Below are 22,373 nucleotides of genomic sequence, written 5' to 3' on the forward strand. Positions count from 1 at the left end.
TGGCCAACTGGTAGCTATGCTTGGATTGCTGGCATTACTGGCGGGCTACTCGCGTGTTGCCTTCACACCTGCACAAACTCACGAATACGGATTAACTGGTTTCCGAACAGCGCTTTATAGATCCATCTGGAAGGAAAGTGTTTGGAGAGTGCGAAATGGATTTTTTGAAGGATAAAAGCGCCGCAGCACAAGATGCTCAAGGCAGCTCGAAGACCCCGCGCCCGACCAGATGGCATCGCATGTATTTCTTCCTCGCCGGCTTCGACGTACTGGTCGTCGTGCTGAGCGTGCTGCTAAATCACCTCATCGTCGATACCTATCACCGCTCCATCAAGGCGAACCAATCCTGGGTCAAGCAGTTGTCGAGCTATTCGACGCTGGGCAGCCTCGCGTCCGAGGTCAATGCGCCGGGCAACAACGTCTTCGATACCCATGACGTCGAGGCCGAATCGCGCAACATGAATGAAGCCTTGCGTGCGTTCAACGAACACCTGGCGATGGCCAATACCCAGTTGAATGAGCGAATCGCCCGCCAGGCTGAACACAGCGCGGATATCCAGGGCTTCACCCTTGCGTTGAAGGACGAGGTGGGCGAAGTCGACGCCGCGATGGTGGAAATGGTGAATGAGGCCCTGCTGATTTTTTCCTACTTCAGGGATGGCCAGTCGGATAATGCCGGCAAGCGCATGGCAACCATGGACAGGAAGTACGCCAAGTTGCTGTCTTCACTCGCGACCGTGCGCGAGCGCGTGGGCCAGATTCAGAGCAAGCTCCTGGAAGAGGAACTGGAATCGGTCGAAGAGCTGCGCCGGGTCGAATACGCGATCATGATGTTCGTCCTGCTGATGGTCAGCGCCGCGGTCATCTATGGGCGCAAGATCAGGCGCGAGATGGAGGCGCAGGCGGTCGAACGGGAGGGCTACCTCGCCGTGCTGCGCGAGAGCGAGCTGCAGTTCCGCCAGCAGGCGTCACTGCTGGACAAGGCCCAGGATGCCATCGTCGTTTACGGGATGGACCAGCGCATCCTCTACTGGAACAAGAGTGCCGAGCGCCTCTACGGTTATTCCAAGGAAGAGGCACTTGGCAAATCGGCACAAGAACTGTTCCGCCAGGTCAATTCCTCGTTCGATGCCGCCAACGACAGCCTGATAGAAACCGGCGATTGGGTTGGCGAAGTCACCCTTCGACGCCGCGATGGTTGCACCGTCACCCTCGAGAGCCACCGGACCCTGGTGCGCGACGACAATGGCCAACCCCAATCCGTGCTGTCGATCAATACCGACATCACCCACCGCAAGGTGGCCGAGCAGGAGGTCAAGCGCCTGGCCTTCTACGACCAGCTGACCGGACTGGCCAACAGGCGGCTCATGCTTGACCGGCTGCAGCACGTGCTGGCGGCCAGCTCACGCAGCCTGCATACCAGCGCGGTGATTCTCATCGACCTGGATAACTTCAAGGCGCTGAACGACACCCTGGGGCACGACAGGGGCGACATGCTGCTGCGGCAGGTTGCGCTGCGCCTGACCAGCTGCATACGCGAGAGCGACACGGTGGCGCGCCTTGGTGGCGATGAGTTCGTCGTCCTGCTGGAAAATCTCAGCGAGAATCCACCAGAGGCGGCGTTCCAGGCCAAGTCGATCGGCGAAAAGATCCTCAGGTCGCTGAACATTTCCTACCAACTGGATGGCTACGAGCACCACAGCACCCCCAGTCTCGGCATCGCCCTGTTCCAGGGGCAGTTGAACACCGTGGACGACATCATCAAGCGCGCCGACCTGGCGATGTACCGGGCCAAGGCAGCCGGCCGGAATACCTTGTGTTTCTTCGATCCGGAAATGCAGGCGGTGGCCACCGCGCGCGCCAGACTCGAAGCCGATCTGCGCCAGGGCCTGCAGAGCAAGGAGCTGTTGCTCTATTTCCAGCCGCAGGTGAATTGCGATGGCCGGGTCATCGGGGCAGAGGCCCTCATGCGCTGGCAGCATCCGGAACGCGGGATCGTGCTGCCGGCGGAATTCATCCCACTGGCCGAGGAAACCGGGCTGATCCTGCCGTTGGGCCGCTGGGCCCTGCAATCCGCCTGTGCCCAACTGGTCGCCTGGGCAAGGCAACCGGAAACCGCCCGCTTCGTCATGGCCGTGAATGTCAGCGCCCGGCAGTTCCACCATCCGGACTTCGTCGAGGAAGTGCTGGAGGTGCTGAGGTGCACGGGGGCCGACCCGAAGAAATTGAAACTGGAACTGACCGAAGGCCTGCTCATCGAGGATGTGGAAAGCACGGTCGCCAAGATGATCCGGCTGAAGGATATCGGCATCGGCCTTTCCCTGGACGATTTCGGCACCGGTTATTCGTCGCTCTCCTACCTCAAGAGCCTGCCGCTGGATCAGCTCAAGATCGACCAGTCCTTCATCAGGGATGTGCTGATCGACCCCAACGATGCCGCCATCGCCTGCGCAATCGTGAGCCTGAGCCAGATCCTCGGTCTTTCGGTGATCGCCGAAGGCGTGGAGACCGAGGCCCAGCGCACCTTCCTGATGAACCATGGCTGCCAGACCTTCCAGGGCTTCCTGTTTTCGCCGCCACTTACGGCCGAGCAGTTCAGGAAGTACGTGCATGAACGCCTGATGGCCGCGCACTGATCGGCCGGGGGCCGGGCTCGACCCTCGGTGCGCGCAGCGCACCCTACTCTGTCGCTCCATTCAAACCACTGATGTCTACTGAAGCTGTTCCAGGGTCGGAATGTGCAGTGTGCTGTCGTCGCCGAGCAGCCATGCCCGATTGAGTTCGGCGCAGGTGTGCAGGTATTCGGCGACCAGGGTTATCCGCTTGAGCCGGCGCAAGTCCTCGCTGTAGTAGATCCAGAACTGGCGGGTGACCTCCAGCTCGTCCGGCAGCACCGCCTGCAGGCGCGGGTCGCCGGCCACCAGGAAGCTCGGCAGGATGGCCAGCGCCTTCCCCTGCAAGGCCGCCTGGTACTGGGCGATCACGCTGGTGCTGCGTAGCTGGCTCACGGCGCCCGGCAGCAGGTCGTTCAGGTAAAGCAGCTTGGGGCTGAAGGCCAGATCCTCGACGTAGGTGATGAAGGGATGGCCGGCCAGGTCTTCACGGCGCTCGATCGGCGGATGCCTTTCCAGGTACTCGGGGGCGGCGTAGAGGCGCAGGCGGTAGTCGCAGAGCTTGGAACAGACGTAGGGCCCACGCTCCGGACGTTCGAGGGTGATGGCGATGTCCGCCTCGCGGCGTGACAGGCTGACGAAGTGCGGCACCGGCAGGATATCGGCGGAGATGTGCGGATAGCGCTCCAGGAAGCGGCTCATCTGCGCCGTCACGAAGTAGGAACCGAAGCCTTCGGTGCAACCGATCCGCACATGGCCGGACAGCCCCAGGCGGGTGCCGGACACCTGCTCGCAAGCGGCCTGCAGCGTGCTTTCCAGCGTCTCGGCATGCCCCAGCAGACGCTGGCCTTCCACCGTGAGCACGAACCCCGCGGCGCGTGATTTCTCGAACAGCAACGCACCCAGTGCCTGCTCCAGGGCACGCACGCGCCGCGACACCGTGGTGTAGTCGACGCCCAGGCGACGCGCCGCTCCGGTGGCGGTACGGGTGCGGGCGACTTCCAGGAAGAAACGGAGATCGTCCCATTTCACCTGATCAAGGTTGGGACTTTTTTGCATGTCCATCAGGATTTTTTGTCTGTTCATTGGTGGATGGATGCCTACATATACTCACAGCCATCGCCCCAGCCAAGAGATTTTTTTCGCGGCCGGGCCAGCCCCTCAGCCAACAAGAACCAAGGGCTACCCGCATGAGCGCATGCTTGATTTCCGGCTTTGCTGCCGGGCACATGCCTTGCCGGCGCGCCGCCTCGCAGGCGGTGCCCCGATCATGGATGAACGCTGCCGGCGCTGCCGCGCCCTGCCCTTGGGCCATCCATCACCTGCTGGCCCCCGGAGGGGCCGGCAGCCACTGACGACCCTTCCCACACTCGAACAGTGACGACGAACTTGGCGACGCCCCGACCGGGGCGCTGCCGGGAATGCCGCACGCCCGAAAAGGGCGGCGGAGAAAGGCATCGACAACAACAACTAAAGCGGAGCCCGACATGACACCCCACCACTCCCCCGACTCGCCGGCCTACGAACGCATCCGGTCCAATCCCAAGTTCCAGCGCCTGGCCCGCCAGCGCGCGCTGCTCGCCTGGTCCCTCAGCGCCCTGGTGCTGGGGGTTTACTACCTCTTCATCCTGCTGGTGGCCTTCGTCCCCGGCTGGCTGCACCTGCCGCTGTATGAGGGCAGCCACCTCAGCCGCGGCATCCCGGTGGGCGCCGCCATCATCATCCTCTCCTGGCTGCTGACCGCCTGGTACGTGCGCCACGCCAACACCCGCTTCGACAGCCTCAGCGCGGAAATCCTCGAGGAGCACCAAGCATGAAAGCGCGTCTCGCCCCAGCCGCCCTCCTCGCCCTGGCGCCGCTCTGCAGCTTCGCCGCCCCCATCACCGCCGAGAAGCAACCGCTGAACCTCACCGCCATCGGCATGTTCTTCGTCTTCGTCCTCGCCACCCTGGCGATCACCTGGTGGGCCGCCCGCCGCACCCGTTCCACCGCCGACTTCTACACCGCCGGCGGCGGCATCTCCGGCTTCCAGAATGGCCTGGCGATCGCCGGCGACTACATGTCGGCGGCCACCCTGCTGGGGCTGTCGAGCATGGTATTCGCCAAGGGTTATGACGGCTTCGTCTACATCATCGGCTTCTTCGTCGGCTGGCCCATCGTCACCTTCCTGATGGCCGAGCGCCTGCGCAACCTCGGCCGCTACACCTTCGCCGACATCGTCTCCTACCGCCTGGATCAGGTGCGCGTGCGCAGCTTCGCCGCCCTCGGCTCGCTGACCGTGGTCTGCTGCTACCTGATCGTGCAGATGGTCGGCGCCGGCCAGCTGATCAAACTGCTGTTCGGCCTGGACTACCAGATGGCCGTGGTGGTGGTCGGCGTGCTGATGCTGGTCTACGTGATCTTCGGCGGCATGATCGCCACCACCTGGGTGCAGATCACCAAGGCCGTGCTGCTGCTCGCCGGCGGCACGACCCTGGTGCTGATGGCCATGAGCGAATTCGGCTTCAGTTTCGAGGAGCTGGCGGGCAGGGCCGTCGCCGTGCATGCCAGCGGGGCGAAGATCATGGGGCCGGGCACCTTGCTGGCGGACCCGATCAGCGCGGTGTCGCTGTCCCTCGGCCTGGTGTTCGGCATCGCCGGCCTGCCACATATCCTGATGCGCTTCTTCACCGTGCCCAACGCCAAGGAAGCCCGCCGCTCGGTGCTGTTCGCCACGCTGTTCATCGGCTTCTTCTTCCTGGTGGTCTGCGTGCTCGGCTACACCGCCATCGTCATCGTCGGCACCGACCCGCAGTACTTCGTCGACGGCAAGCTCGGTGGCGCCCTGGTCGGCGGCGGCAACATGGTCGCCATGCACCTGGCCCAGGCGGTAGGCGGCAACCTGTTCCTCGGCTTCCTCTCCGCCGTGGCCTTCGCCACCATCCTCGCGGTGGTCGCCGGCCTCGCCCTGGCCGGCGCCTCGGCCATCTCCCACGACCTCTACGCCACCGTGCTGAAGAAGGGCCAGGCCAGCGAGAAGGACGAGATGCGCGTATCGCGCCTGGCCACCGTGGTCATCGGCGTGATCGCCATCGCCCTGGGCATCCTCTTCGAGCAGATGAACATCGCCTTCCTCGTCGGCCTGACGTTCGGCGTCGCCGCCTCGGCCAACTTCCCGGTGCTGATCATGGCCATGTACTGGCCGGGGCTGACCACCCGCGGCGCCCTCTGGGGCGGGCTGACCGGCCTGGTCAGCGCCCTCGCCCTGGTCATCTGCGGGCCTGCGGTGTGGGTCGGAGTGCTGGGCCATGCCAAGGCCCTGTTCCCCTACGACCAGCCGGCGCTGTTCTCCATGCCACTGGCCTTCGCCGTGATCGTGCTGGTCTCCAGCCTCGACCGCAGCGCCCGTGCCAGCCGCGAGCGCGCCGCCTACGCCGACCAGTCCGTCCGTGCCCAGACCGGCCTGGGCGCGGCGGCGGCCAGCAGCCACTGATCGGTCGCGTTTTCCGGGCGCGCCCCTGGCTCCTTTGGGACGCGCCCTTTTTCACTTTCCCGCAGTCCCTGCCGGCTCCCCGGAGCCGGTACGGCAGCGATTCGTCAATACAAACAGAGGCAAGCATGAAGCTCACCCCCCTCACCTCCGGCCTGCTGCTCGGCGGCGGCGCCCTGCTACTCACCACCTCCGCCAGCGCCGAGTTCATCAAGGACAGCAAGGCCAGCCTGGAGCTGCGCAATTTCTACTTCAACCGCGACTTCCGCCAGGCCAACGCGCCCCAGAACAAGGCCGAGGAATGGGCCCAGGGCTTCCTGCTGCGCTATGAGTCGGGCTTCACCGAAGGCTCCGTCGGCGTGGGCGTCGACGCCATCGGCCTGCTCGGCGTCAAGCTGGATTCGAGCCCCGACCGCGCCGGCTCCGGCCTGCTGAAGCGCGACCGCGAGGCACCCAAGCGCGCCCAGGACGAGTACGGCGAACTCGGCCTGACCGCCAAGCTGCGCGCCTCGAAAAGCACCCTCAAGCTCGGCACCCTGCTGCCCAAGGTGCCGGTGCTGCTGGCCAACGACTCGCGCCTGCTGCCGCAGACCTTCAAGGGCGGCCAGCTGAATTCCCTGGAGCTCGACGGCCTGACCTTCGATGCCGGCCACCTGCGCCAGGTCAACCAGCGCGATTCCTCCGACTACGAGGACCTGAGCATCACCACCGTCGGCGTGAAGAACATCCGCGCACGCCAGGCCACCAGCGATGCCTTCGACTTCGCCAACCTCAGCTACAAGTGGAACGACCGCCTCACCACCGGTTACGGCTTCGGCCGCCTCGACGACTTCTACCGCCAGCACATGCTGACCCTGAACCACCTGCTGCCGCTGGGCGATGGCCAGAGCCTGAAGAGCGACCTGCGCTTCGCCCGCTCCAGCGACGAGGGCGGCAGCAACGTCGACAACCAGGCCTTCGGCGCGCTGTTCACCTATGGCATCGGCGGCCATGCCTTCGGCCTCGGCTACCAGCGCATGAGCGGCGACACCGGCTTCGCCTACGTCAATGGCAGCGATGCCTACCTGGTGAACTTCGTGCAGATCAGCGACTTCGCCAACCGCGAGGAACGCTCCTGGCAGGCCCGCTACGACTACAACTTCGCCGCCGTGGGGATTCCCGGGCTGACCTTCATGACCCGCTACCTGTCCGGCGACGACATCGAACTGGGCGCGGGTCGGTCAGCAGGCAAAGAGTGGGAGCGCGACACCGACCTCGCCTACGTGGTGCAGAGCGGACCGCTGAAGAACCTCGGGCTCAAATGGCGCAACGCCACGCTGCGCTCGACGAACTTCGGCAATGACCTGGACGAGAACCGCCTGATCCTCAGCTACACCCTGCCGCTCTGGTAAGGCAGCCTGTGGGGGCGATTCAAGCACTGAGCGGACCGCGGTTCGCCCAGTCGGCCTTCGGATTTCATCCAGCTCACCTACTGCCGCATAGCCCCTCGTAGGATGGGTGGAGCTTGCGATACCCATCAGCCCTGTCCGCATGGGTATCGCTCCGCTCCACCCATCCTACGAACTACACGGCCGGTAAGCCCGAGCGATGGCCTTGTGGGGGCGATTTCAATCGCTGAGCGGACCGCAGGTTCGCCCCTTCGACCCTGAAGGGGGCGGCTTCGCCGCTCTTCGCGAAAGACCGAGCCAGCCTGAGACCTCCCTCTCCCCCGCCCCTCTCCCAGAGGGAGAGGGGTGACTCGCGCCGGATGTGAATGAGCCGGCCGACCACCCCAGCCATGATTTTTTTGCACATCGCACCGGTTTTTCTGCGCGTTCTTATTTGATTTGCGCATGCCTATACTCAACTCACCAACCCGGCCACCAGCCGGAAAGACCCTACAAAAACAATCAAGGGCACGCACCATGAATCACAACAGCCTTCCTTTCCTCGCCGCCCGTGACTTCCTGCTGGCCAACCGCACCGACTACGACACCGCCGTACGCGATTTCCGCTGGCCGCAACTCACCGAGTTCAACTGGGCGCTGGATTACTTCGATGGCATGGCCAAGGACAACCAGGCCACCGCGCTGTGGATCGTCGAGGAAGACGGCAGCGAGCGCCGCTACAGCTTCCAGGAGCTGGCGGAGCGCTCCAACCGCGTCGCCAACCATCTGCGTGCCCTGGGCGTAAAGCGCGGCGAGCGCATCCTGATGATGCTGGGCAATGACATCGCCCTGTGGGAAACCATGCTGGCCGCCTTCAAGCTGGGTGCCGTGGTGATCCCCGCCACCGCCCTGCTCACCCCCGAAGACCTGCGTGACCGCATCGAGCGCGGCCATGTCCGCCACCTGGTGGTGGGCAGCGCCAACCTGGAGAAATTCAACGGCTTGGCCGAAGGCTGTACCCGCATCAGCGTCGGCCTCGGCGCCCCGGGCTGGACGCCCCACGAAGCGGCCCTGGAACACTCCGCCGAATTCGCGGCCGATGGCGTCACCCTCGCCACCGATCCGATGCTCCTCTACTTCACCTCCGGCACCACCTCCAAGCCGAAGATGGTGCTGCACAGCCACCAGAGCTACCCGGTCGGCCACCTCTCCACCATGTACTGGATCGGCCTCAAGCCCGGCGACCTGCACCTGAACATTTCCTCGCCCGGCTGGGCCAAGCACGCCTGGAGCTGCTTCTTCGCCCCGTGGAACGCCGGCGCCTGCATCTTCATCCACAACACCTCGCGCTTCAGCGCCCTGGCCCTGCTCGGCGTGCTGGAACGCTATGGCGTGACCAGTCTCTGCGCGCCGCCCACCGTCTGGCGCATGCTGATCCAGGAAGACCTGGCCAGCTACCGTGGTCGCCTGTGCCTGCGCGAACTGGTGGGTGCCGGCGAGCCACTCAACCCGGAGATCATCGAGCAGATCCAGCACGCCTGGGGCCTCGACCTGCGTGACGGCTTCGGCCAGTCGGAAACCACCGCCCTGGTCGGCAACACCCCCGGCCAGAAGCTCAAGCCCGGCTCCATGGGGCGTCCGCTGCCCGGCTACCGGGTGACCATGCTCGACCCCGACGGCCAGCCCGGCAACGAGGGCGAAGTGGCCCTGCCGCTGGACGTGCGCCCGCTGGGGCTGATGCTCTGCTACGAGGACAGCCCGGAGAAAACTGCCGAAGTCATGCGTGACGGCTACTACCGCACCGGCGACACCGCGCAGATCTGCGAGGACGGATACATCACCTTCGTCGGCCGCGCCGATGACGTGTTCAAGGCGTCCGACTACCGCATCAGCCCGTTCGAGCTGGAAAGCGCCCTGATCGAACACCCCTCGGTGATGGAAGTAGCCGTGGTGCCCAGCCCAGACCCGGTGCGCCTGGCGGTGCCCAAGGCCTTCCTGATCCTGGCCCATGACGAACCCGGCAGCGCCGAACTGGCCTGCAACATCCTGGCGTTCGCCCGCGAACACCTGGCGCCGTACAAGCGTGTGCGCCGCATCGAGTTCGTCAGCGAGCTGCCCAAGACCATCTCTGGAAAGATTCGCAGGGTGGAATTGCGGCAGATCGAAGTCCAGCGCCGCCAGGGCGATACCCGCGGGCCGCTGGAGTTCTTCGAAGAAGACTTCCCGCAGCTCAAGGGCTGACACCGGGCCGGTACGCCGGCCCCTCGCGACACCCCCGAAAACCCGACCACTCGGACCCTAGCACCGAGGGGCCTCACTCGACCCAACGAAAGCAGGCAGGACCCGCAAATGACCTCTTCCAGCGTTCCCAGCGTCAAGCTGCTCATCAACGGCGAATTCGTCGAGTCGCGCACCACCGAGTGGCGCGATGTGGTCAACCCGGCCACCCAGGAAGTCCTGGCCCGCGTGCCCTTCGCTACCCAGGACGAAATGGCCGCTGCCGTCGCCGCCGCCCAGGAAGCCTTCAAGACCTGGCGCAAGACCCCCATCGGCGCCCGCGCGCGCGTCTTCCTCAAGTACCAGCAGCTGATCCGCGAAAACATGAAGGAGCTGGCCGCCCTGCTCACCGCCGAACAGGGCAAGACCCTGCCGGACGCCGAAGGCGACATCTTCCGTGGCCTGGAGGTCGTGGAGCACGCCGCCAACATCGGCACCCTGCAAATGGGTGAACTGGCCAACAACGTCGCCAGCGGGGTGGACACCTACACCCTGCTGCAACCGATCGGCGTGTGCGCCGGCATCACCCCCTTCAACTTCCCGGCGATGATCCCGCTGTGGATGTTCCCCATGGCCATCGCCTGCGGCAACACCTTCGTCCTCAAGCCCTCCGAGCAGGACCCGCTGGTGACCATGCGCCTGGTCGAGCTGGCCCTGGAAGCCGGCGTACCGAAAGGCGTGCTGAACGTGATCCATGGCGGCGTCGATGCGGTGAACCTGCTCTGTGACCACCCGGATATCAAGGCCGTGTCCTTCGTCGGCTCGACCAAGGTCGGCACCCACGTCTACAACCGCGCCACCGCCAACGGCAAGCGCGCCCAGTGCATGATGGGCGCCAAGAACCACGCCATCGTCCTGCCCGACGCCCACAAGCAACAGACCCTCAACAACCTGCTCGGCGCCTCCTTCGGCGCTGCCGGCCAGCGCTGCATGGCCCTGCCGGTGGTGATCCTGGTCGGCGAGGCACAGACCTGGCTGCCGGAGCTGGTGGAAAAGGCCAAGACCCTCAAGGTCAACGCCGGCGTCGAGCCGGGCACCGACATCGGCCCGGTGGTTTCCTGCGCCGCCCTGGATCGCATCAGCGGCCTGATTGCCACCGGCATCGCGGAAGGTGCCAAGCTGGAACTGGACGGTCGCAACCCGAGCGTGCCCGGCTACCAGGATGGCAACTTCGTCGGCCCGACCCTGTTCTCCGGTGTGACCGCCGAGATGACCATCTACCGCGAAGAAATCTTCGGCCCGGTCCTTTGCGTGGTGAACGCCGCCACCCTGGACGAGGCCATCGCCTTCATCAACGCCAACCCGAACGGCAACGGCACCGCCCTCTTCACCCGCTCCGGCGCCGCCGCGCGGCACTTCCAGGAAGAGATCGATGTGGGCCAGGTGGGCATCAACGTACCGATCCCGGTGCCGGTCCCGCTGTTCTCCTTCAGCGGTTCGCGCGCCTCCAAGCTGGGCGACCTCGGCCCGTACGGCAAGCAGGTGGTGCTGTTCTACACCCAGACCAAGACCATCACCCAGCGCTGGTTCGACGAGAGCGACGTCGGCGGCGCCGTGAACACCACCATCACCCTGAAATGACCCCTCCGGGCCGGCGCGTCGCGCCGGCCCGCCTGGAGCAACGCCATGGAATTCGAAACCCTGCTGGTCTCGGTGCAGGAGCGCGTCGGCCTGATCACCCTGAATCGGCCCAAGGCGCTCAACGCCCTCAACACGCAGCTGATCAGCGAACTGAACCAGGCCCTCGACCGCCTGGAGGCCGATCCCGATGTCGGCTGCCTGGTCATCACCGGTTCGACCAAGGCCTTCGCCGCCGGCGCCGACATCAAGGAGATGTCCGCCTTCGGCTTCCCGCAGATCTACCTGGATGACTTCTTCGCCGCCGCCGACCGCATCGGCGCCCGGCGCAAGCCCCTGATCGCCGCAGTCGCCGGCTACGCCCTGGGCGGCGGCTGCGAACTGGCGCTGATGTGCGACTTCATCTACGCCGCCGACAACGCCCGCTTCGGCCTGCCGGAACTGACCCTGGGGGTGATCCCCGGCATCGGCGGCACCCAGCGCCTGACCCATGCCCTGGGCAAGGCCAAGGCCATGGAGCTCTGCCTCACCGGCCGCCAACTGACCGCCGAGGAAGCCGAGCGCGCCGGCCTGGTGGCCCGCGTACTGCCGGCCGACAGCCTGCTGGACGAAACCCTGGTCGTGGCCCGCGGCATCGCCGCCAAGTCACTGCCCGCCGCGATGATGACCAAGGAGTGCGTCAACCGCGCCTTCGAATTGGGCCTCGCCGAAGGCGTGCGCTTCGAACGGCGGCTGTTCCATTCGCTGTTCGCCAGCGCCGACCAGAAGGAAGGCATGAACGCCTTCGTCGAAAAGCGCGCCCCCCACTTTAACCACCGCTGACCGAATTTCCCGGCCCCACTTCAAGAGGACGCCAACATGCATATCGGATTCCTTGGCCTCGGCAACATGGGCGGCCCCATGGCCCGCAACCTACTGAAAGCCGGCCACAGCCTCACCGTATTCGATCCCTCGCCGCTGGCCACCGCCGCCCTGGTGGAGCTCGGTGCCCGCGTGGCCCACAGCCCGGCGGAAGTCGCCCGCGACGGTGTCGCGGCGATCATCACCATGCTGCCCACCGCGGCTCACGTGAAGCAGGTCTACCTCGGCCAGGACGGCCTGCTGGCCAACATTGGCAAGGGCGCGCTGCTGATCGACAGCTCCACCATCGACCCGCTGAGCGCCCGTGAGGTCGCCAAAGCCGCCGCCGCCCAGGGCAATCCCATGCTCGATGCCCCGGTCTCCGGCGGCACCGGCGGCGCCGCGGCGGGCACCCTGACCTTCATGGTCGGCGGCACCGCCAGCGCCTTCGACCAGGCGCAGCCGATACTCGCCGCCATGGGCAGGAACATCGTCCACTGCGGCGACACCGGCAACGGCCAAGTGGCGAAGATCGCCAACAACATGCTGCTGGGCATCTCCATGGTCGGCGTCGCCGAAGCCATGGCCCTGGGCGTCTCCCTCGGGATGGACGCCAAAGTTCTGGCCGGCATCATCAACACCTCCAGCGGCCGCTGCTGGAGCTCGGAAATCAACAACCCCTTCCCCGGCGTGCTGGAGAATGCCCCGGCCTCCCGCGGCTACAGCGGTGGCTTCGGTACCGACCTGATGCTCAAGGACCTGGGCCTGGCCACCGAGGCCGCGCGCCACGCGAAACAGCCGGTGGTGCTCGGCGCCGCGGCCCAGCAGCTCTACCAGACCTTCAGCCTGCAAGGGCATGGCGGCCTGGACTTCTCCGCGATCATCAACCTGTTCCGTCGGGAAGCCTGAGCATGAGCGAGCACGAGGCACCGGTCCTGGCCAGCGTGCGCAACCACGTCGGCCACCTCACCCTCAACCGCCCGACCGGGCTGAACGCCCTGACCCTGCCCATGGTGCGCCTGCTGCATCGGCATCTGTGGGCCTGGGAGCTGGACCCGGACATTGTCGCGGTGGTGATCCGCGGCGCCGGCGAGAAGGCCTTCTGTGCCGGTGGCGACATCCGCATGCTCTACGAGAGCCATGCGGCCGGCGACAACCAGCACGAGCTGTTCCTCGAAGAGGAATACGCCCTGGACGAGTACCTGCACGGTTACGCCAAGCCGGTGCTGGCGCTGATGGACGGTTTCGTCCTCGGCGGCGGCATGGGCCTGGCCCAGTCCGCCTCGCTGCGGGTCATCACCGAGCGCACACGGATGGGCATGCCGGAAGTCGGCATCGGCTTCTTCCCGGATGTCGGCGGCAGCTACTTCCTGCCGCGCCTGCCGGGTGAACTGGGCGTCTACCTCGGTGTCACCGGTCGCCATGTGCGTGCCGCCGACGCGCTCGATGCCGGGCTGGCCGATTACTGCCTGCCCAGTGAACGCCTTGCTGATCTCGACCGCGCACTGGACAGCCTGAGCTGGAGCTACGCCCCTCGGGAGAACCTCCACCAGTTGCTGGCTGGCCTGGCCACCGAGCGTATTCCGGGTTCGGAGCTCAAGGCGTTCCGCCAGGCCATCGACCGGCATTTCGCCCTGCCCGACATCGCGGCCATTCGTCAATCGCTGCAGGCCGAGCACAGTCCGGAGTTCCGCGACTGGGCCGAGGAAACCCTCCGTCTGCTGGACAGCCGCTCACCGCTCGCCATGGCGGTGACCCTGGAACTGCTGCGCCGCGGCCGCCACCTGCCCCTGGCCGACTGCTTCGCCCTGGAGCTGCACCTGGACTACCAGTGGTTCGACAAGGGCGACCTGATGGAGGGCATCCGTGCCCTGATCATCGACAAGGACAAGAACCCGCGCTGGAACCCGCCGACCCTGGCGGAACTGACGCAACAACGGGTGCTGTCCTTCTTCAGCGGCTTCCAGGCCGCGACCGGCAAACCCCTTCGCACTGCCTGACGGCACCAGCCTGCGGGAGATACGCACGATGCACGATATCGAACTCACCGAAGAACAACGCATGATCCGCGACATGGCGCGGGAATTCGCTCGCGCCGAAGTCGCCCCCCGCGCCCAGGCCTGGGAGAAGGCCGGCTGGATCGACGACGACCTGGTACGGCAGATGGGCGAGCTGGGCCTGCTCGGCATGGTGGTGCCCGAAGAATGGGGCGGCACCTACATCGACTACGTCGCCTACGCCCTGGCGGTGGAGGAAATCTCCGCCGGCGACGGCGCCCTCGGCGCGCTGATGAGCATCCACAACTCCGTCGGCTGCGGGCCGCTGCTCAAGTACGGCAGCGAGACGCAGAAGGACCGCTGGCTGGCGGAACTGGCCAGTGGCGCCGCCATCGGCTGCTTCTGCCTCACCGAACCCCAGGCCGGCTCGGAAGCGCACAACCTGCGCACCCGCGCCGAACTCAAGGACGGCCACTGGGTGCTGAACGGCGCCAAGCAGTTCGTCAGCAACGGCAAGCGGGCGAAGCTCGCCATCGTCTTCGCGGTGACCGATCCGGAACTGGGCAAGAAAGGCCTGTCGGCTTTCCTGGTGCCCACCGACACCCCCGGCTTCGCGGTCGACCGCAGCGAGCACAAGATGGGCATCAAGGCCTCCGACACCTGCGCGGTGACCCTCAGCGACTGCCGCATTCCGGAAGCGAACCTGCTGGGCCAGCGCGGCAAGGGCCTGGCCATCGCCCTGTCCAACCTCGAAGGCGGGCGCATCGGCATCGCCGCCCAGGCACTCGGCATCGCCCGGGCGGCGTTCGAGGCGGCGCTTGGCTATGCGCGGGAGCGGGTGCAGTTCGGCAAGCCGATCATCGAGCACCAGAGCATCGGCAACCTGCTGGCGGACATGCAGGTCCGCCTCAACGCCGCGCGCCTGATGATCCTCCATGCCGCCCGCCTGAAGAGCGCCGGCCTGCCCTGCCTCTCGGAAGCGTCCCAGGCCAAGCTGTTCGCCTCGGAGATCGCCGAGCAGGTGTGCTCCAGCGCCATCCAGGTCCACGGCGGCTACGGCTACCTGGAGGACTACCCGGTGGAGAAGCACTACCGCGATGCCCGCATCACCCAGATCTACGAAGGCTCCAGCGAAGTGCAACGCCTGCTCATCGCGCGCGAGCTGGCCAATTACCAACTCTGAGCCACCCACGCTTTCCGGGCGCCCCCTGTTCCAAGGGTCGCCCGGTTTTTTTGCTGACTCCGGCGCGCAGGGCGCTGTCACTCGTGGCCACGGAAGCCAACCGGGATTTGCGGTATTTTTAGCTGTCCCCTCCGGAGCCACGCATGGAACTGCATATCGTCATCCAGGGCAGCAAGGATCTGTCCGGGCAGCTGTACCGCCAGTTGCGCGAAGCCATCGAGTCAGGCCGCCTGAAGGCGGGTACCCGGCTGCCGCCGAGCCGCCTGCTCGCCGAACAACTGGGCATCTCGCGCAAGACGGTGTCCGACACCTACACCCTGCTCACCTACGACAACCTGCTCACCGGCAAGGTGGGCTCCGGTACCTTCGTCAATGCCCAGGCCGCCGGCCAGGGCCGCAAGCAGGGCCATGAGTCCCTCGCCAGTGCGGCGATCATTTCCAAGTGGCGCAACATCTCCACGTCCCTGGGCCATCCCCCGATGGACGCGATACTGCGCTACGACTTCATCGGCGGCGCCACCAACAAGAGCCAGTTCCCCCAGGACGACTGGCGCCGCTGCGCCCAGCATGCCCTGCGGCAGACGGCCAAGTCCCGTGGGCTCTACAGCCAGCCGGCGGGACTGCCTGCCCTGCGCGACGCCATTGCCCGGCACGTGGCCTTTTCCCGGGGCGTGCGCTGCAACGCGGAAGATGTGGTGGTGTGCCACGGTGCCCAGCAGGCCCTCGATCTGCTCGCCCGGGTGCTGATCGAACCCGGCTGCAGCGTCGCGGTCGAGGACCCCGGCTACCCGCCGGCGCGCCAGCTGTTCGCCGCCCAGGGTGCCGAGGTGATCGGCGTGCCGGTGGATGCCGAAGGCATATGCGTCGAAGCCATTCCCGAGCATGTGCGGCTGATCTACGTGACCCCTTCGCACCAGTTCCCCCTCGGCATGCCCATGAGTCAGGCGCGGCGCGAGGCGCTGCTGGACAAGGCGCTGCGCATCGGTGCGGTGATCATCGAGGACGACTACGACTGCGAATTCCGCTACGAAGGCCGACCCACCGAGACATTGCAGAGCCTCGACAGCCAGGGCGCGGTGGCCTACGTCGGCACCTTCTCCAAGTCCCTGCTGCCGGAGTTGCGCCTGGGCTACTGCATCCTTCCGCCGGCACTGATCGCAGCGGTCACCGCGGCCAAGCGATTGAGCGACTGGCACTGTTCCACCCTCACCCAGTGGACCCTGGCCAGGTTCATCGATGACGGCTGCCTGCTCAAGCACATCCGCCGTTGCCACGGCATCTACGCCAGCCGCCGGGAACGCCTCCTCGAACGTTTCAATGGCGACCTGGCGCGCTGGTTCGAACTGGTGCCCTCGGCAGCCGGTTTCCACCTCGCCGCCCTGGCCAGGGTGCCGGTGAACATCCCGCTACTGGTTGAGCTGACGCGCAAGGTGGATGTCGGCCTCTATCCACTGGCCGAGTTCTCCTACCAGCAACCCCCGCGCGATGGCCTGCTTCTCGGTTACGGCGCCATAGAAACCCTGGACCTGGACCCGGCGCTGGACCGCGTCCGGGATATCCTGGAGCAGATTGGCTAGCGACAAGGGCGGGAAGCACCTTTAGGAGCGATTTCAATCGCGAAGCAGGCCGCAGGCGTGCCCTGCTGGCGCCCATGGGGCCGCTTCGCAGGCCTTTCGCGAATGAATTCGCCCCAATTCGGATGGGTCGGGCGGCGTTCCGCGAGCTTGCGATACCCATCGACCGTGGCTGATGGGTATCGCTCCGCTCCACCCATCCTACGGGGCCAAGCCCCTTACAGGGGACAACGAAAAAAGGGCTGCACCAGGCAGCCCTTTTTCATTCAACCCGAAGGCTCAGCGACGATCCCGCCAGATGGTCTGCACGTTGAGGAATTCGCGCAGGCCGAAGTGGGACAACTCGCGGCCATAACCGCTCTTCTTCACGCCGCCGATGGGCACGCGTGGATCGGAGGCGGTGAAACCGTTGATGAACACCGCGCCGCTGACGATGCGGCGGGCCAGCTTCTGCGCCTTGGCCAGGTCGGTGGTCCAGAGCGCGCCGCCCAGGCCGAATTCGCTGTCGTTGGCCAGCTCCACGGCGTGCTCTGCGTCCTTGGCGACAATGAGCGAAGCCACCGGGCCGAAGATTTCCTTGCGGAAGGACGTCATGTCCGGCGTAACGTCCGCCAGCACGGTGGGCGCGTAATAGTTGCCCTCGCCCTCCAGCTTGTGGCCGCCCAGCAGCAGGGTCGCGCCCTCGGCCAGGGTGGCCTGGACCTGGCCATCCAGTTCGTCGCGCAGGTCGAAGCGGGCCATGGGGCCGACGTAGGTGGAGTCGGCCTGCGGATCGCCGATCTGCAGCGCGCTGACCGCTGCCACGAAGCGCTCGGTGAAGGCGTCGGCGATGGGCGCTTCGAGAATGATGCGCTTGGCGGCGATGCAAACCTGGCCGGCGTTGTTGAAGCGGCTGGCGACCGCGGCCTTCACCGCGGCATCCAGGTCGGCGTCGGCCAGGACGATGAAGGGGTCGGAGCCGCCCAGCTCCAGCACGCACTTCTTCAGCGCCGCACCGGCCTGGGAGGCGATCGCAGCACCGGCACCGACGCTGCCGGTCACCGCCACCATGGCGATGCGCGGATCAGCGATGGCCACGGAAACCAGCGGCGGCTCGACGTTGATCACCTCGAACACGCCTTCCGGCAGGCCGGCCTCGGCCCAGGCGGCGCCCAGCAGGCGCGCGCCGCCCATGACGTTCGGTGCATGCTTGAGCACGTAGCTGTTGCCGCCGAAGATGATCGGCACCGCGCCGCGCATCACCTGCCACACGGGGAAGTTCCAGGGCATCACGGCCAGCACCGGGCCCAGCGGCAGGTAGGCCACCACGGCCTTGTCTTCCTCCACCAGGGTCGGCTCGTCGGCCAGCATGGCCGGGCCATGCTCGGCGTACCACTCGCAGAGCTTGGCGCACTTCTCGATCTCGCCACGGGACTGGCTGATGGGCATGCCCATTTCGCTGGTGGTCATGCGCGCCATGGCCTCGGCATTGGCGCGCAGGGCCTTGGCCATGCGCAGCAGGGTTTCGGCGCGGGCCTCGACGCTGAACTGGCTCCAGGCCTCGAAACCACGCTGGGCACAGGCCAGGCTGGCGTCCAGGGCGGCGGCGTCCTGATACGGATAGCGGGCGATTTCTTCGCCCGTGGCGGGGTTCCGGGAAATGGCGGCGGGCTGAGTCATGCTGTCCTCGTCGTACGTGAGAGCCGGTCAGGGCTCGCGATCGGTGTTGCGGCGAACTTAAGGCAGCGACCGATTCACGTAAAACGAATAATCGAGAAGAAATTCTTCACGAAAAAAGAATGGGTGGCAGCAGGTCCCACCCTCCCCGGGCTCAGGCGCGGTGCGCCAGGCGACTCCGCCCGCCATGGCCCCGGGTCAGCGGCCAGCTGCGATGCTGCTCGTCCAGCGACTGGGTGGTGACCACATAGACCCGCTGTTCATGACCATGGCGCAGCAGCACGCATTGCAGCGACTTGCCGTCCTCCACCTGGAACCAGCGTGGCTCGCCGTCGCGGGTCACCTCCATGAATCGCGTTACCCGCGCCAGCACCGTGGCCGGGCTGTAGCGATCCCAGCCTTCGGGCAGCGAACCGTCGCCCAGCAACCAGCCGGTGGCCGGGAGTTCGCCACACTCCTGGCTGCGACGTCCCCAGGGAATCCACACCACCCCGCGTAGCGGGTCGTGGATGGGCAATGCCGCATCGGCGTCGGGGTACTGGATGAGCTGCCGGCTCCCTCCGGCCGTATACAGCCCGCTGACCTCCACTGCATGACACATGACTGCCTCCCCTAGCCGAAGCAATTGTCATAGTTGCCAGTACTGCTGGTTCAGGGCGGTTGGGAAAGCGCAGTTTCTTGTTGGCCCCTGCGCCTGAGTTTCGTGGCCCCGGAACAGGAGTCAAGAAGGCGCGGCGGCAGCCTTGACAGGAGGGCGAGAGACGCGACGAATCGCAATTGCGGACGTAATCTATGGAAATTCGCCAAGCAATTGTCAGAAGTTTGACCCTACAGCATTGGCGCATCGGCGTGCAGCCGGGCACGCCTGACAGGCGTTGGGCGGCCCCGACTGCCACGTCGCCTGAAAGCACCCGCAAAAAAACTGCGGGAGCGCTGTAACGCGCTCCCGTGTGCCTTGTCTCCTATTTCGAAGGCGCTGCTTCCCCTCCCCGACTAACCTGAGGGATGCTTCGCCACCTTTGGGCAACATGCCCTTGTCGACCCACAGAAACGGAGAGAACAACCATGAAAACCCCGACTGCCAGTGTCGTCTCTGCAACCGGCCTCGCCCTGGCGCTGAGCACCGCCCTCGGCCTGGCAATGGCGCCGATGAGCGCCCAGGCCGCCGACAAGGAGAAATGTTTCGGCGTCGCCATGAAAGGCAAGAACGACTGCGCCGCCGGCGCCGGCACCAGCTGCGCAGGCACCGCGAAGATGGACTTCGAGGGCAGCCACTGGAAATACGTGCCGGCCGGCAGCTGCGAGAAGACCGCCTCCCCCACCTCGCCCACCGGTTTTGGCCAGCTGCAGGCATTCAAGGAAGAGAAGAAAAGCTGATCGCCGCCGGCAGGAGCACTGACCATGACCCCTTCCCCACGTCCCCCCGCTCCTGCCGGACAGCTCCCGGCCCGGGCCGGCATCGGGCTAAAGTCCCAGCATTACCGGGACATCCTCGAAACCCGGCCGGCCCTCGGCTTCTTCGAAATTCACGCTGAGAACTACATGGTGGCGGGCGGCCCCTTCCACCATTACCTGGGCCTGATCCGCGCGGACTATCCGCTGTCGATCCACGGTGTCGGCCTTTCCATCGGCGCAGACCAGCCGCTGGATGCAGACCATCTGCAGCGCCTGGCCGCATTGCTGGCGTGCTATGAGCCGGAGTCCTTTTCCGAGCACCTCGCCTGGTCCACCCATGGCGACGTCTTCCTCAACGACCTGCTGCCCCTGGCCTACGACCAGGCCAGCCTGGAGCGGGTGTGCGGGCACATCGACCAGGTGCAGACACAACTGAAGCGCCGGATGCTGCTGGAAAACCCGGCCACCTACGTCGAATTCGAAAGTGCCGGGCTGGACGAAGCCGAGTTCATCGCCGAGGTGGTGAAGCGCACCGGCTGCGGGCTGCTGCTGGACCTCAACAACGCCTATGTGTCCTGCATCAACCACAACCGCGATGTCCGGACCTACCTGAATGCCCTCCCGCTGCACGCGGTCGGCGAGATTCACCTGGCGGGCTTCGCCGAGGACCGCGATGCCCTTGGCGCGCGCCTTTTGATCGACCAGCACGGCTCGGCGGTGGACGCCGCCGTCTGGGCGCTATACAGCGAAACCCTGCAACGCCTCGGCCCGCTGCCGACGCTGATCGAACGGGACAACGACATCCCGGCCCTGCGCATCCTGGTCGATGAAGCCGCGCGTGCCGACGCCCTGCTGCGCCAGGAGCGGGCCGCATGAACGCCGGTGCCTTCGCCAGCGCCCTGCTCGACCCGGAACTGCCCTGCCCGGCTGGCCTTCGCGCCTGGAACGGCTCCGATCCGGCACGGCGTTTCGCGGTCTACCGCAACAATGTGCTGGCCTCCCTCATCGCAGCCCTGGCCGATACCTTCCCGGTGGTGCGGCAACTGGTGGGCGCCGACTTCTTCCAGGCCATGGCCCGCCTCTATGTGCAGGCCAACCCGCCGCGTTCGCCGCTGCTGGCGTTCTATGGCGAGGACTTCCCCGGCTTCATCGCCGAATTCCCGCCGGCCGCGGGCCTGCCTTACCTCGCCGACCTGGCCCGCCTGGAACTGCTGCGGGTGCGCGCCTACCACGCCGTCGACCTGCCGCCCGTGGACAACGCCCGCCTCGCCGGTGTCCTCGGCGACCCGGAATTGCTCCCGGGCATGCGCCTGCTGCTGCACCCTTGCGTGGCGGCCTTAAGCTCGGAGTACGCCATCGCCTCCCTCTGGGCGGCCCACCAGGGGCTGCTGGAGATCGGCAGCGTCGAACCCACCCAGGCCGAATGCGCGCTGGTCCTGCGCAATGGCCTGGAGGTGGAAGTCAGCCGGGTCGGTCCGGGCGTCGTGGCATTCATCCAGGGCCTTGGCGCCGCAGTCCCGCTGGGGCAGGCGGTGGGCGCCGCCTTGTCCGTCGATGGCGGCTTCGACCTCGGCACCACCCTCGCGCAGCTCCTTGCGGGCGGCGCCATCACCCAGTTCGCCCTCGACAGCGAGAGACCGACACCATGAACGCGACCCTACCGATCCACTCCAGCCACCTGCCGGTAAAACTGGTGCTCCAGGGTATCGAGCTGTGCAAGCGCATCCCCTACGGCCTGTTGGCCTTCGTCGCGCGCTTCTCCATCGCGGCCACCTTCTGGAAGTCGGGCCAGACCAAGGTGGAGGGATTGGCCATCGACCTGGTGGACGGGACCTTCCAGCTGGGGCTGCCGCACCTCTCGGATTCGGCCGTCCCGCTCTTCGCCGAGGAATACAAGCTGCCCTTGCTCTCCCCGGAAATCGCCGCCCACCTGGCGGCCTTCGGCGAGCACTTCTTCCCGGTGCTGATCCTGTTCGGCCTGGCCACGCGTTTCTCGGCCCTGGCCCTGCTGGGCATGACCCTGGTGATCGAGATCTTCGTCTACCCCGACGCCTACCCGACCCACGGAGTCTGGGCCGCCTGCCTGTTGCTGCTGATCCGCGAGGGGCCGGGGATGCTCTCCATCGACCACCTGATTGCCCGGCGGTACCAGGCGTGATGTCTCTCGCACTTCTGTAGGGGCGAATGAATTCGCCCCTACAGAAGCGCTCTCACCCCATCGCACCGAGTCCGCTCTGCAGGATGGGTACTGACGGCCCCCGCTACACGCACCACCCTCTCAGTCGCAGTCTGACACCCGCCTGCCCATGACCTAGGCTTGCACAGGCAGCCTGGAAGAGTTCTGCAGGTTGGGGCAAGGAACGACAAGACAAGGGATTGGCCAACAAAGGGCAGGCCATTTGGTTGCCCGCAAAGATTCTCTGTT

General features: G+C 66.1%; 18 protein-coding genes. 15 read left to right on the top strand and 3 right to left on the bottom strand.

Going from position 1 to position 22,373, the window contains the following annotated elements; translation table 11 throughout:
• Nucleotides 1-155 precede the first annotated feature (155 nt).
• The gene (locus ACFW0H_RS24535; protein ID WP_422916453.1) at nt 156-2,636 is read left to right on the top strand and encodes a putative bifunctional diguanylate cyclase/phosphodiesterase; all 2,481 of its coding nucleotides are present in this window, start codon (nt 156-158) and stop codon (nt 2,634-2,636) included.
• Nucleotides 2,637-2,711: 75 nt separating this feature from the next.
• Here ACFW0H_RS24535 and ACFW0H_RS24540 read toward each other — a convergent pair whose 3' ends face one another.
• A complete protein-coding gene (locus tag ACFW0H_RS24540) occupies nt 2,712-3,671 on the bottom strand; it encodes a LysR family transcriptional regulator (RefSeq protein ID WP_422916512.1) in 960 nt (319 codons plus the stop codon).
• Between the two features lie 428 nt (nt 3,672-4,099).
• Between ACFW0H_RS24540 and ACFW0H_RS24545 the strand changes: the two genes are divergently transcribed.
• The 10 genes from ACFW0H_RS24545 to pdxR all read left to right on the top strand — a co-directional run bounded on the left by ACFW0H_RS24545 (nt 4,100) and on the right by pdxR (nt 16,900).
• Entirely contained in the window at nt 4,100-4,429 is a 330-nt protein-coding gene (locus ACFW0H_RS24545; protein ID WP_422916454.1) for a DUF485 domain-containing protein, read from the top strand.
• Nucleotides 4,426-6,084, top strand: coding sequence for a cation acetate symporter (locus ACFW0H_RS24550; protein ID WP_422916455.1), 1,659 nt, complete (start codon nt 4,426-4,428; stop codon nt 6,082-6,084). The genes ACFW0H_RS24545 and ACFW0H_RS24550 overlap by 4 nt, the downstream gene beginning before the upstream one ends.
• Before the next feature lie 125 nt (nt 6,085-6,209).
• The gene (locus ACFW0H_RS24555) at nt 6,210-7,472 is read left to right on the top strand and encodes an OprD family porin (RefSeq protein ID WP_422916456.1); all 1,263 of its coding nucleotides are present in this window, start codon (nt 6,210-6,212) and stop codon (nt 7,470-7,472) included.
• A 513-nt stretch (nt 7,473-7,985) separates the two neighbouring features.
• Nucleotides 7,986-9,689 carry an AMP-binding protein gene (locus ACFW0H_RS24560; protein WP_422916457.1) on the top strand — a complete coding sequence of 568 codons (1,704 nt, stop codon included), beginning with the start codon at nt 7,986-7,988 and terminating at the stop codon, nt 9,687-9,689.
• 108 nt (nt 9,690-9,797) lie between these two features.
• On the top strand, nt 9,798-11,306 hold the full coding sequence (locus tag ACFW0H_RS24565) for a CoA-acylating methylmalonate-semialdehyde dehydrogenase (RefSeq protein WP_422916458.1): 1,509 nt from the start codon (nt 9,798-9,800) through the stop codon (nt 11,304-11,306).
• Nucleotides 11,307-11,351: 45 nt separating this feature from the next.
• Nucleotides 11,352-12,125: an enoyl-CoA hydratase gene (locus ACFW0H_RS24570; protein WP_422916459.1), complete on the top strand. Its 774-nt coding sequence runs from the start codon at nt 11,352-11,354 to the stop codon at nt 12,123-12,125.
• 36 nt (nt 12,126-12,161) lie between these two features.
• Nucleotides 12,162-13,052: a 3-hydroxyisobutyrate dehydrogenase gene (gene mmsB, locus ACFW0H_RS24575; protein ID WP_422916460.1), complete on the top strand. Its 891-nt coding sequence runs from the start codon at nt 12,162-12,164 to the stop codon at nt 13,050-13,052.
• A gap of 2 nt (nt 13,053-13,054) precedes the next feature.
• The gene (locus ACFW0H_RS24580; RefSeq protein ID WP_422916461.1) at nt 13,055-14,143 is read left to right on the top strand and encodes an enoyl-CoA hydratase/isomerase family protein; all 1,089 of its coding nucleotides are present in this window, start codon (nt 13,055-13,057) and stop codon (nt 14,141-14,143) included.
• 28 nt (nt 14,144-14,171) lie between these two features.
• Nucleotides 14,172-15,323, top strand: a complete 1,152-nt coding sequence (locus ACFW0H_RS24585) for an acyl-CoA dehydrogenase family protein (protein WP_422916462.1) — start codon at nt 14,172-14,174, stop codon at nt 15,321-15,323.
• A 143-nt stretch (nt 15,324-15,466) separates the two neighbouring features.
• Entirely contained in the window at nt 15,467-16,900 is a 1,434-nt protein-coding gene (gene pdxR, locus ACFW0H_RS24590) for a MocR-like pyridoxine biosynthesis transcription factor PdxR (protein ID WP_422916463.1), read from the top strand.
• Nucleotides 16,901-17,176: 276 nt separating this feature from the next.
• Here pdxR and ACFW0H_RS24595 read toward each other — a convergent pair whose 3' ends face one another.
• Together ACFW0H_RS24595 and ACFW0H_RS24600 are read right to left on the bottom strand one after the other, a co-directional pair.
• The gene (locus ACFW0H_RS24595; protein ID WP_422916464.1) at nt 17,177-18,556 is read right to left on the bottom strand and encodes an aldehyde dehydrogenase family protein; all 1,380 of its coding nucleotides are present in this window, start codon (nt 18,554-18,556) and stop codon (nt 17,177-17,179) included.
• Nucleotides 18,557-18,707: 151 nt separating this feature from the next.
• On the bottom strand, nt 18,708-19,154 hold the full coding sequence (locus ACFW0H_RS24600; RefSeq protein WP_422916465.1) for a hypothetical protein: 447 nt from the start codon (nt 19,152-19,154) through the stop codon (nt 18,708-18,710).
• Nucleotides 19,155-19,618: 464 nt separating this feature from the next.
• Between ACFW0H_RS24600 and ACFW0H_RS24605 the strand changes: the two genes are divergently transcribed.
• Genes ACFW0H_RS24605 through ACFW0H_RS24620 form a run of 4 tightly spaced genes read left to right on the top strand, consistent with a single transcriptional unit; the run spans nt 19,619 to nt 22,106 of the window.
• Nucleotides 19,619-19,930 (top strand): BufA1 family periplasmic bufferin-type metallophore, encoded by a 312-nt coding sequence (locus ACFW0H_RS24605; RefSeq protein ID WP_422916466.1) that lies wholly within the window; start codon nt 19,619-19,621, stop codon nt 19,928-19,930.
• A gap of 24 nt (nt 19,931-19,954) precedes the next feature.
• Entirely contained in the window at nt 19,955-20,824 is an 870-nt protein-coding gene (bufB, locus tag ACFW0H_RS24610) for an MNIO family bufferin maturase (RefSeq protein ID WP_422916467.1), read from the top strand.
• Nucleotides 20,821-21,597, top strand: a complete 777-nt coding sequence (locus ACFW0H_RS24615) for an HvfC/BufC N-terminal domain-containing protein (RefSeq protein WP_422916468.1) — start codon at nt 20,821-20,823, stop codon at nt 21,595-21,597. Before bufB ends, ACFW0H_RS24615 begins: the two co-directional genes overlap by 4 nt.
• Nucleotides 21,594-22,106 carry a DoxX family protein gene (locus ACFW0H_RS24620; RefSeq protein ID WP_422916469.1) on the top strand — a complete coding sequence of 171 codons (513 nt, stop codon included), beginning with the start codon at nt 21,594-21,596 and terminating at the stop codon, nt 22,104-22,106. Before ACFW0H_RS24615 ends, ACFW0H_RS24620 begins: the two co-directional genes overlap by 4 nt.
• The last annotated feature ends 267 nt before the right edge of the window (nt 22,107-22,373 follow it).

The sequence above is a fragment of the Metapseudomonas cellulosilytica genome (assembly GCF_049334135.1).
GTDB lineage: Bacteria > Pseudomonadota > Gammaproteobacteria > Pseudomonadales > Pseudomonadaceae > Metapseudomonas.